Origin of the sequence: Saccharopolyspora sp. NPDC047091, assembly GCF_040643635.1 — a bacterium.
Taxonomy (GTDB): Bacteria; Actinomycetota; Actinomycetes; order Mycobacteriales; family Pseudonocardiaceae; genus Saccharopolyspora_C.
Genome location: NZ_JBEYUS010000118.1, coordinates 1 through 10,177 on the forward strand (window position 1 = coordinate 1; position 10,177 = coordinate 10,177).

12 protein-coding genes and 1 pseudogene are annotated in these 10,177 nt (G+C 73.7%); 5 read left to right on the forward strand and 8 right to left on the reverse strand.

What is annotated here, in order from left to right:
- Positions 1 to 34 precede the first annotated feature (34 nt).
- From ABZ805_RS28415 to ABZ805_RS28445, 7 genes are all read right to left on the reverse strand, one after another.
- Positions 35 to 1,174 carry a M20 family metallopeptidase gene (locus tag ABZ805_RS28415; protein ID WP_358446741.1) on the reverse strand — a complete coding sequence of 380 codons (1,140 nt, stop codon included), beginning with the start codon at positions 1,172 to 1,174 and terminating at the stop codon, positions 35 to 37.
- Positions 1,171 to 2,196 carry a 2-dehydropantoate 2-reductase gene (locus ABZ805_RS28420; protein ID WP_358446744.1) on the reverse strand — a complete coding sequence of 342 codons (1,026 nt, stop codon included), beginning with the start codon at positions 2,194 to 2,196 and terminating at the stop codon, positions 1,171 to 1,173. The genes ABZ805_RS28415 and ABZ805_RS28420 overlap by 4 nt, the downstream gene beginning before the upstream one ends.
- Positions 2,193 to 2,960 carry an SDR family oxidoreductase gene (locus ABZ805_RS28425; protein ID WP_358446746.1) on the reverse strand — a complete coding sequence of 256 codons (768 nt, stop codon included), beginning with the start codon at positions 2,958 to 2,960 and terminating at the stop codon, positions 2,193 to 2,195. The genes ABZ805_RS28420 and ABZ805_RS28425 overlap by 4 nt, the downstream gene beginning before the upstream one ends.
- On the reverse strand, positions 2,960 to 4,252 hold the full coding sequence (locus tag ABZ805_RS28430; protein ID WP_358446748.1) for an MFS transporter: 1,293 nt from the start codon (positions 4,250 to 4,252) through the stop codon (positions 2,960 to 2,962). Before ABZ805_RS28430 ends, ABZ805_RS28425 begins: the two co-directional genes overlap by 1 nt.
- Complete coding sequence (locus ABZ805_RS28435) at positions 4,249 to 5,175, reverse strand: polysaccharide deacetylase (protein WP_358446751.1); 927 nt, start codon at positions 5,173 to 5,175, stop codon at positions 4,249 to 4,251. The genes ABZ805_RS28430 and ABZ805_RS28435 overlap by 4 nt, the downstream gene beginning before the upstream one ends.
- 10 nt (positions 5,176 to 5,185) lie before the next feature.
- On the reverse strand, positions 5,186 to 6,202 hold the full coding sequence (locus ABZ805_RS28440; RefSeq protein WP_358446753.1) for an Lrp/AsnC family transcriptional regulator: 1,017 nt from the start codon (positions 6,200 to 6,202) through the stop codon (positions 5,186 to 5,188).
- A gap of 265 nt (positions 6,203 to 6,467) precedes the next feature.
- Positions 6,468 to 7,046 carry a helix-turn-helix domain-containing protein gene (locus ABZ805_RS28445; RefSeq protein WP_358446756.1) on the reverse strand — a complete coding sequence of 193 codons (579 nt, stop codon included), beginning with the start codon at positions 7,044 to 7,046 and terminating at the stop codon, positions 6,468 to 6,470.
- Between the two features lie 163 nt (positions 7,047 to 7,209).
- On the opposite strand from ABZ805_RS28445, the pseudogene ABZ805_RS28450 reads away from it, so the two are divergent.
- Positions 7,210 to 7,326 (forward strand): annotated as a pseudogene (locus tag ABZ805_RS28450) (aldo/keto reductase); the annotation flags it as partial.
- Positions 7,327 to 7,372: 46 nt separating this feature from the next.
- On the opposite strand, the gene ABZ805_RS28455 reads toward ABZ805_RS28450, so the two are convergent.
- Entirely contained in the window at positions 7,373 to 7,624 is a 252-nt protein-coding gene (locus ABZ805_RS28455) for a hypothetical protein (RefSeq protein ID WP_358446759.1), read from the reverse strand.
- On the opposite strand from ABZ805_RS28455, the gene ABZ805_RS28460 reads away from it, so the two are divergent.
- The 4 genes from ABZ805_RS28460 (at position 7,608) to ABZ805_RS28475 (ending at position 10,176) form a co-directional block, all read left to right on the forward strand.
- Positions 7,608 to 7,997 carry an aldo/keto reductase gene (locus tag ABZ805_RS28460; RefSeq protein WP_358446761.1) on the forward strand — a complete coding sequence of 130 codons (390 nt, stop codon included), beginning with the start codon at positions 7,608 to 7,610 and terminating at the stop codon, positions 7,995 to 7,997. The genes ABZ805_RS28455 and ABZ805_RS28460 overlap by 17 nt on opposite strands.
- A 39-nt stretch (positions 7,998 to 8,036) precedes the next feature.
- Positions 8,037 to 9,038, forward strand: coding sequence for a proline racemase family protein (locus ABZ805_RS28465; RefSeq protein WP_358446764.1), 1,002 nt, complete (start codon positions 8,037 to 8,039; stop codon positions 9,036 to 9,038).
- A 34-nt stretch (positions 9,039 to 9,072) separates the two neighbouring features.
- A complete protein-coding gene (locus tag ABZ805_RS28470; RefSeq protein ID WP_358446767.1) occupies positions 9,073 to 9,291 on the forward strand; it encodes a hypothetical protein in 219 nt (72 codons plus the stop codon).
- 309 nt (positions 9,292 to 9,600) lie between these two features.
- On the forward strand, positions 9,601 to 10,176 hold the full coding sequence (locus ABZ805_RS28475) for a hypothetical protein (RefSeq protein WP_358446769.1): 576 nt from the start codon (positions 9,601 to 9,603) through the stop codon (positions 10,174 to 10,176).
- Position 10,177 lies beyond the last annotated feature (1 nt).

The following is a 10,177-nucleotide window of genomic DNA, read 5'->3' on the forward strand; positions in this document are numbered from 1 at the left end:
GGCTCCGGCCCGGGTGGACGTTCGCGGGGCCGGATCAGCGTCCGGCGAGCTCCGAGAGCAGCGCGGCGGCGAGGGCGGAGCGTTCGAGCAGACCGCTGATCGTGGCGTGCTCGGTGCGGGCGTGCGCGCCGCCGCCGATGGCGCCGAGGCCGTCGAGGACCGGGATTCCGGCGGCCAGCACGAAGTTCCCGTCGCTGGCGCCGCCGACCGAGACCTCCCGCAGGTCCACGCCCAGCGGTTCCGCGCAGGCGCGGGCCAGCGCGAAGAGCTCGCCGACTTCGGGGGTGCGGGTGAACACGGGGCGGTTCCAATCACCGGTCACCGCCAGCCGCACCTTCGGGTTCACCGGCCGGAGGTCCGCGAGCAGCGCGCCGATGCGGCGGCGTTCCGCTTCGCTGCTCACCCGGACGTCGATCCGGGCGGTGGCGCGGCCCGCGGTCACGTTGGCGCCGGTGCCGCCGTCGATCAGGCCGACGTTCACCGAGGTGCCGACGTCGAGGTCGGTCCAGCCGTGCAGGTGCAGCACCTGGTGGGCCAGTTCCTGGATCGCGCTGGCGCCCGCGGTCGGGTCGAGCCCGGCGTGCGCCTCCTCGCCGGTGGCGGTGACGGTGAACAGGCCGACGCCCTTGCGCGCGGTCTTGAGGGCGCCGTCCGCGCTGGCCTCGAAGACCAGGGCGGGCCGGGCCCGCTCGGCTTCGGCGACGATGACCTCGGAGGACGCGAGGCTGCCGGTCTCCTCGTCGCCGTTGAGCACCAGCGTGAACGCGGGTCGCGGCAGCCCGAGCTCGTCGAGGGCCCGCACCGCCCACACGGCCTGCACCAGCCCCGCCTTCATGTCGAACACGCCGGGCCCGGTCATCCGATCGCCGTCGACCTGGAACGGCCAGTCGGCGAGGGTTCCGGTGGGCCACACCGTGTCGTAGTGCGCGAGCAGCAGCACCGGTGCGCCGGTGCCCGCGTAGTGCCGGACCAGGACGTCGCCGGTGGTCTCCCTCGGCAGCCATTCGTCCGAAGTGGACGGGCCCAGCCTGCGGTCGAGCCAGTCGCGCACCCAGTGCAGGCAGGTGTCCAGCGCGGCCAGGTCGTCGCTGGAGCTCTCGTGCCCGACGTACTCGGCGAGGTCGGCGACCATCTCGTCGCGGTGCGCGGCCAGCCAGGCCGCCACCGCGGTCACGCCCGGCTCCGCACGAGGCCGCCGAGTTCGGCGATCCGGTGCTCGGACATGGAATCCGGGTCCGCTTCGAGCTCGCGGAGCATCCCCAGTAGCGCCCGCAGCACCGGCGCTCCCACGCCGGCGCGCTCGGCCTCCGCCAGCACGGTGGCGTAGTGCGTGGTGACCTCGACGGCGCGGTGCCGCACCGCGAGGTCCCGCCAGATGCCGCTGCGGTTCTTCGACTGGGTGCGCAGCCACGCGGTGAGCCGTTCGACCGCGGCGGCCCGTTCCGCCGGATCGGCGCCGCGGGCGAACGCGTCCGGTTCGAACGCGTCGAACGGTTCGAGCCGCACGTCGAGGGCTTCCGCCACGTCGAACACCTCCTCGGTCAGCGCGCACATCGTCGCCGGGTGCCGGTCGATCAGGTCGGCCATCGCATCGTCGGCGAGCGCGGTCGCGGCGAGCATCGCGCCGAAACCGGCCTTGGCCCACAGGAAACCTTCGACGTTGTCGCTGACCTGCGCGGGGCCCCAAGCGCTCAGGTCGCGGGCGAGCTCCCGCACCCGTCCGGACACCGGCAGCCCGCCGGGCTCGCCCAGCACGAGCGCGCCCGCGCCGCCGTCCGCGATCACGCCGGGCGCGGTGCGGTCGGCGAAGATGTTGACGAACGCGGCGATGGTGCGCGGCCAGCCGATCCGCTCGGCGAGCACCGGTTCGTTGAACCCGTTCTGCACCGAGACCACGTAGCCGTCGGCGGCGAGCCGCGGGGCGATCCAGTCGGCCGCCGCCGCGGTGGCCTGGGCCTTGACGGCCAGCAGGACGCGGTCGAGGGGGCCGGTGAACTCCTCGGGGGTGGTGGCGCGCACGGGGACCGCGTCGCCGCCGCCGGGGCGGTCCAGCCGGAGCCCGCGGTCCTGGATGGCGGCCACGTGCTCGGCATCGGCGTCGATCACGGTCACCGGGTGTCCGGCGCGCACCAGGTGGTAGGCGAGAGTTCCGCCGATCGCACCGCCGCCGAGCACCGCGTAGGCGGTGTGGGTCATCGCCCGCGTCCTTCCTGTTCGAGGTCCCGCGGCGGCCACAGCCGCGGGAGGTGCGCCGCGCCGGCGTTGGAGCCGCCGTCGACGCGCACGATCTCGCCGGTGATCCACGAGGATTCGGGGCCGGCCAGCCAGCGCACCGCGCGCGCGACGTCCGCGGGCTCGCCGGGCCGTCCGAGCGGGTTCACCGACACGGCCGCCGCGTAGTCCTCGGCGACCGGATTGCACTCGCTGCCGACCGCGACGAAACCGGGGCTGACGGCGTTGACCCGGATGCCGTGCGGGCCGAATTCGAGCGCCGCGGCGCGGGTCGCCATCTCCAGCGCCGCCTTCGAGCTGGCGTAGGCGCCGCCGCCCGGCCGGGACCGCAGGGCCGCGCCGGAGGAGATGTTCACGACCGCCCCGCCGCGTCCCGCCGCGATCGCCAGGTTCGCGAACGCCGTGGTGGCCAGCACCGGGGCGCGCACGTTCAGCGCGAACACCCGGTCCCACCGCTCGGCATCCACGTCGAGCATGTCCAGCGAGGGGTAGATCCCGGCCGCGTTGACCAGCACGTCCACCGGCGCCCGGCGCCACGCGTGCTCCAGGACCTGCTGCGGCGCCCCGGGTTCGGCGAGGTCGGCGGTCACCGGGGAGCCCGGCGCGGTGGCCAGCCCGTCCCGGTCGATGTCGACGGCGGTGACCGCGCAGTCCGCGCGGGCGGCGAAGTCGGCCGCGATCGCGCGCCCGATGCCGCTCGCGGCACCCGTCACGAGCACGTGGGTCATCAGGCGAACTCCTGGTCCTTGGTCTCCGGCATGGTCAGGTAGATGACGAGCGAGATCAGCGCCGCCCCGGACACGTACAACCACAACAGGTCGGAGTGGCCGATGTCGTCGAGCCAGGTCGTGATGTACGGCGCGGTGCCGCCGAACAGGGCCACCGACAGCGCGTAGGGCAGCGCGATCCCAGTCGCCCGAACCTCCGGCGGGAACTGCTCGGCCATGATCACCGCGCAGTTCGCCGAATAGCCCAGCACCAGCAGCATCCCGGTGAGCTGCACGGCGAACACACTCCAGAAGTTGTTCTGCAGCAGCTGCAGCAGCGGCCACGACAGCACCACGAACCCGCCGGCGAACGCGGCCAGCGTGGGCTTGCGCCCGACCTTGTCGGAGAGCAGGCCGACGAACGGCAGCAGCACCACGAACGCGACCAGGCTCAACGTCTGCGACAGCAGCGCCTGCGAGAGCGGGATCCCGGTGACCAGGTTCGCGTAGGTCGGCAGGTAGTTGACCCAGATGTAGTAGGTCAGCGTCCCGGCGATGGTGATGCCCGCGACGCGCAGCGCGGCGACCGGGTGGTCGACGAACATGGTGCGCAGCGGGTTCGTCTTCGTCCGTCCGCTGGAGGCGGCCGTGGTGAACGAGTCGGTGTCCTCCACCGAGGTCCGCAGCCACAGCCCGACCAGGCCGAGCAGCCCGCCGAGGACGAACGCGACGCGCCAGCCCCAGCCGTGCAGCGCCTCGTCGCTGAGCGCCGAGGTGGCGACGGTGCCGATCAGGGAGGCGATCAGCACGCCCCCGGCGACCGACACCTGCTGCCAGGACCCGGCGAACGCGCGCCGCCCGGTGCCCGCGGATTCCACCAGGAACGCCGCGGAGGAACCGAATTCGCCGCCCGCCGCGAAGCCCTGCAGCAGCCGGGCGAGCAGCAGCACCACCGGTGCCAGCAGGCCGACGGTCGCGTACGTCGGGGTGAGCGCGATGAGGAACGACGCCCCCGCCATCAGCCCGATGGTGAGCGCCAAGCCCTTCTTCCGGCCCTGCCGGTCGGCGTAGGCGCCGAGCACGGCGGCGCCGACGGGCCGCATCACGAAGCCGATAGCGAACACCGCGAGCGTGGACAGCAGGGCCACGGTCTCGTCGCCCGCGGGGAAGAACTCCACCGCGATGATCTTCGCGAAGACCGAGTACAGCGCCCAGTCGACCCATTCGACGGTGTTGCCGATGGTGCCCGCGACGATCGCCTTGCGCTGCGCGGGGGTGGTCTTCGCGGTGGCGACCGCTGCGGGTCCGGTCATGGTGTCACTCCGGGGGAATCGAGCCGCCGGGCTTCGGCGCGGGCGGTGGCCGCGAGTTCGGCGTGCGTGGCGAACCAGACGTCGCGGTGCGCCTTGACGTGGTCGAGCAGTTCCCGCAGCACGACCATCCGCGAGCGGTGGCCGATGACGTGCGGGTGCATGGTGAGCTGGAAGACGCCGCCGGCGCGGTAGGCCGCGTCGAACTCGTCGATCCAGATCTCCAGGACGTCGCGCGGGCGGGTGTGCGGGCGCACCGATCCGTAGCGGTCCATGGTGAAGTACGGGGCGTCGTCCCGGATCCAGTCGACCGGGATCTCCACGAGCCCGGTGGGCTCGCCGTTCGCCACGATCTCGTAGGGCTCGTCGTCGGCCATCAGCGACGAGTCGTACTCGAACCCGAGCTCGCGGATGACGTCCAACGTGGACTCGCTGAAGTCCCAGGACGGGGTGCGGACTCCGACGGGCCGGACGCCGGTGAGCTCGGCGAGGGCGTCGAGCGCCCGGACGTTCAGCGCCTTCTCGTCCTCCTTGCCCAGCAAGGTGTTCCGCTCGTGGATCCAGCCGTGCACCCCGATCTCGTGCCCGCCCGCCACGTAGTCCTTCGCTTCGCCGGGGTGCAGCAGCGCGGACACGCCGGGCATGAAGAACGTCGCCGGGGCGCCGAAGTCGGCCAGCAGTTCCAGGACGCGGCCGGCGCCGACCCGCGACCCGTACTCGCCCTGGGCGAGCCGGCCGGGGCTGGTCTCCGCGTCGCGCAGCGGAATCGTCTCGTGGTCCGAGTCGAAGGACAGCGCCACCGCGGCGCGCGCACCGCCGGGCCACTCCGGCGGGACGAGGCGCCGTCCGGCGCGCACCGCCTCGACGTGGCCGCGCCACGTCTGCTCCGGCCACTGCCAGGCTGCGGCAGGTTCGGTCGAGGACACGGTTCCTCCCTCACGTTCGGTCTGGTTCGAATCCGCCCACCGGGGTCCAGGCGCGTTTGAGCGTGGCCAGGTGCAGCGTGATGTCCGAGGCGTGCAGGCCGGGCAGGGTGCCGATGACCTCGGTGGTGTAGCCGAACAGGTCCGCCTTGGCGGGCAGCACCATCTGCCCCACCAGGTTGAACCGGCCGGTCGCCGCGGCGAGGAACTTCGTCCCCGGATGCTCGGCGAGCCGCCGCCCGGCCTCGTCGAGCCGCCCGGGGTGGATCGAGAGCCACAGCATGAACTCCACGCCGTAGCCGAGGACCCCGGGTTCGACCAGCGTGCGGAACTGGACGCTGTACGAGCTCAGCAACCGGTCGAGGGCCCGGGACGCGCTGGACTCGCTGCAGCCGAGGCGCCGCGCGATCACGCTCACCGGCAGCCGCCCGTCGGCGGCCAGCTGCTCGGCGACCGCGCGTTCCAGCTCGCTCAGCTCCCGTGCCGGTTTCCCCCACTCGGCCCGCTCGTAGGCCGGGACCCGCGACCGCCGGAGGTCGTCGACCGCCTCGTCCGGCAGCAGGCCGGTGTCCCAGGCGGGCGCGGTGGTGAACGTGCGGATCACCGCGACGCTCTCGGTGCCCGCGATGAGCCCGGCCCCGGGCAAGTCGGTGAACAGCAACCGGAGCAGTTCGTCGTTGTCGTGGGCGACGAAGTCGACGATCAGGTCGGCGGTGCCGGTGACCACCGCCAGGAACCGGGCGTCCGGGTGGGTGGCCAGCTGTTCCGCCAGTTCCCACCCCTTGCCCGGTTTCGCCTGGATCCGCACCAGCATGGAGGAACCCGCCGCGGTGCGGTCCAGGTCGACGACGCCGACGACCCGCACCAGCCCGCGTTCGTGCAGCGCGGCGAACCGGCGCTGCACGGTGGTCTCGCTCGCCCCGGCCCAGCGCGCGATGGCGCTCCACGATGCGCGGCCGCTGAGCTGGAGCGCCGCGATGATGCGGCGATCCACCTCGTCGACCGGTTCGACGTGCTGCCCGGGATTCATGCGGCGGAACGCTAGACAGCGAGCCGCACCCGGTCAACGCGGGAATCCTGCACCGACATCGATGGCGGCGGACCATGCTCCCGATATCCGCGGCCGATCCAGCGGAAACCCGCAGACCGGTCGGCCCGGACGGCGCGCCGCGTCCGCGCCGGATCCCACCACAAGATCGACAAATTCGTGCGGGGTCACTCGCTCCCCGACCGGACGACGACCGCCCGCGCGCCCGAATCCGCTGCGCGCGCCTCGATTCGCCGGCGGTGTCCGATCACTCCGGCCGGGTGCCGGGCGGGCCCGCGCGGAGGCCGTCGAGGAGCAGGTCCAGCTGGCGGCCGGCCTGGGCCCGGTCGTCGGCGGCGAGGAAGATGCCGACCAGGGTGGCGACGACGTCCGCGGCGGGCACGTCGTCGCGCAGCGCGCCCGTCCGCGCGCCCGCGGTGAGCAGGGTGGCCACGGCGGCGACGAGCGCGTCCTTCGCCGCACCGGACGGGACGGCGCCGGTCGAGACCGCCGGGGCCCGGGCCGCGGCGATGCCGCGCTTGGCGGCGACGAACTCGGCGTAGTGGTCCATCCAGGACCGCAGCGCGACGACCGGGTCCCGGGAGGCCGCCAGTTCGTCGGCACGGGCGCACAGCCGCGCGCGCTGGTCGGCGTACACGGCTTCGACCAGCGCTTCGCGGGTCGGGAAGTTCCGGTAGACGGTGCCCACGCCCAGTCCGGCTTCGCGGGCGAGCGCCTCGATGGAAGGCAGCCTGCCGTCGTCGAACGCGGCCCGCGCCGCGTCGAGCAGCCGGTCCCGGTTGCGCCGCGCGTCGGCCCGGGCCGGTGATCGCTCTCCTCTCGCCACTAGCGGAACCCCTTCCGGTCGGTTTACGTTGCGGAAGGCCTTCCGCTCAGGGGGAAGCTACCCGCACCCGAGGAGATCGCCGATGCCCGCCACGCCCCGCCCGCACCCCGGCGGGCTCGCCGAGCTCAACGGGCGGCCCGTCGCCCGCATCGGGTACGGCGCGATGCGGCTCGAGCACGGTGCCGACGAGGCGGCCCGCGCCGTGCTGCGCCGGGCGGTGGAACTCGGGGTCGACCACGTCGACACCGCCGAGTTCTACGCCGCGGGCCTGGTGAACGAGTGCATCCGCACCGCGCTGCACCCCTACCCGGAGCGCCTGGTGCTGGTCAGCAAGATCGGCGCCACCAGCGCCCCGGCCGGGCGGTACGGGCCCCGCGCAGCACCCGGCGGTACTGCGCGCCGAAGTGGCGGCCGACCCGCGGTCGCTGCGCCTCGACCGTCTGGAGGTCGTCAACTCCTCCCCGATGGGCCGCGCGCCGGGGATCCCATCGGAACAGGTGGTCGGCTTCGACGATCAGCCGGCCGAGCTGATGGCCCTGCGCGACGGCGGGAAGATCGGCGGTGTCGGGCTCGGCCACGTCGACGCCGACGACCCTGCGCCACGCGCTGCCCGCGGGCGTGGCGTGCGTGCAGAACGGCTACGGCCTCGTCGACCGCGCCGCGGAACCGGTCCTGCGGCTCTGCCGCGAGCACGACGTCGCGTGGGTGCCGTACTTCCCGCTCGGCTCGGGGTTCGCCGGCCTCCCCGAGGTCGCCGACCGGCCCGAGGTCCGCGAGGTCGCGGCCCGGCTGGGCGCGACTCCCGCGCAGGTCGGGCCGGCGTGGGTGCTCACCCGCAGCCCGCGCGCGATGCTCATCCCCGGTACCCGCGACCTCGCCCACCTGGCGGAGAACCTCGCGGCCGGCGACCTGGTCCTGGACCCCGAGTCGCTGCTCGCGCCGGAGCGGTAGCGGGAACCGATCGGAACCACGAGGAAGGTGCTCTGCAGGATGCGCAGCAACCGGACCATCCAGACCGTCGAAGCCCACGCCGAAGGATGGCCCGCGCGGGTCGTCACCGGCGGCATCGGCACCATCCCCGGCGCCACCATGCTGGAACGCCGCACCCGCTTCGCCGAACGTTCCGACCACGTCCGCCGCCTGCTGATGAACGAACCCCGCGGGCACGCCGCCATGAGCGGCGCGATCCTGCAACCGCCCACCCGGCCGGACGCGGACCACGGGGTGCTGCACATCGAAACCTCGGGGTATCCGGCGATGTGCGGTGCGGGCACGATCGGCGTGGCCACCGTCCTCGTCGAGACGGGCATGGTCGAGGTGACCGAACCGATCACCACGATCCGGCTGGACACCCCCGCGGGCCTCGTGGTCGCGGAGGTGGCCGTCGTCGACGGGGTCGCCGAGCGCGTGACCCTGACCAACGTGCCCTCGTTCGCCGTCGGCCTGGACCGGTCGATCACCGTCCCCGGCTTCGGCGAGGTCCGCTACGACCTCGGCTACGGCGGCAACTTCTACGCCTTCGTCGAGGCCGCGGCGCTCGGCATCGACTTCGACCGCGCGAACGCGACCCGGTTCGTCGAAGCCGGCTCGGCGATCATGGCCGCGATCGACGAGCAGGGCCCGCCCGCGCACCCCGAGAACCCGGAGATCTCCGGACTCCACCACGTCTCGCTGCAAGCACCCGGCTCCACCGCGGTCCGCTCCCGGCACGCCCTCGTGATCCACCCCGGCATGATCGACCGCTCCCCCGGCGGCACCGCCACCAGCGCGCGGATGGCCGTGCTGCACGCGCGCGGCGAACTGGCACCGCACACCGACTTCGTCAACGAATCCTTGCTGGGCACCGAATTCACCGGCCGCCTCATCGGCGAAGGGACCCTCGGCGACCGCACCACCGTCATCCCCACCATCAGCGGACGCGCCTGGCTGACCGCCACCGCCCAGTACCTCCTCGACCCGCGCGACCCGTTCCCGGCCGGATTCGAGTTCTGAGCCGGAGGCGGGAACCGGCGCCGCGGTGGTGCTCATGAGCACTCCGCGATTCACCGCACCGGGTGGTGGATCGGCGCAGGCGGGATCCGGTGCCGGAACCGGTGGTCCGCACCGGACCGGCACCGCAGGCAGCAGGAGCGCCCCGCTGCCGGGTCCGCGCACCACGCTCGGCAGCGACTCCGGGCACCGGGGCCGCTCGCCCGATCTCCCGCCGGGCGAGGTCTTCCCCGCCCTCCCGCCAGGTGGCGGGTGAGGGGCCCGCCGCGACGCACCAGGCCGGGCGGGGCGGGGTGAATCGGACGTCATGCTCCGGGCGGGCGTCCCGGCTCGGGCCGGGCCGGGCCTGGCCCACGACGGTCGCCACCACCTCGCGGGCCAGCCGACCGCGCTGCCCGAGCGCGATCACCGCCGGGACCCGTTCCGGAAACCCGAGCAGCCGGTAAATCGTTGCGCTGAAAGGGTTTCGACGGTTCCACGGACGGGTGGAGTTCCCTGACTTCACACCGGTGTCCCGGAAGCATGGACATCGTCTCCCTCCCCCGACCTCGACGAGGAGTCCGCCATGACGAGCGCGCCGGTGCGCCATCCCACGACCCGCAGCCACCCGTTCGACCCGCACGACGGGCTGCGGGAGCTGCGCGCCGGGCGGCCGCTGGCCCGGCTGCACCACTCCGACGGGAGGCTCGGCTGGCTGGTGACCAGTCACGACCTGGCCCGCGAGGTGCTCGTCGACCACCGGTTCAGCTCCAGCCTCGACGTGATGCGCGGCCCGGCGGACGCCGAGGACACCTTCGACGAGGTGCCGCCCGGCTTGTTCAGCGTGCTGCCCGCCGACGAGCACGCCTGGTACCGGCGCAAACTGGCGGCCGCGTTCGCCCCGCGCCGGGTGCTGCGGCTGGAACCGCTGGTCGCGGACGTCGTCGAGCGGCGCCTCGACGCGCTGGAGCGCGCGGGCGGACCCGTCGACCTGGTGGAGGTCTTCGCGAGCCCGGTCGCCTTCGAGGTGATCGGCACGCTGCTCGGGGTACGGCTCGACCGCGGCTCGGTCATCCGTGAGCACGGTCCCCTCCTCCGCCGAGCACCCGTCGTCCCGCGCGCCGCCCGGAGAACACGCAGTCGGCCAGCGAGAGCCCGCTGAT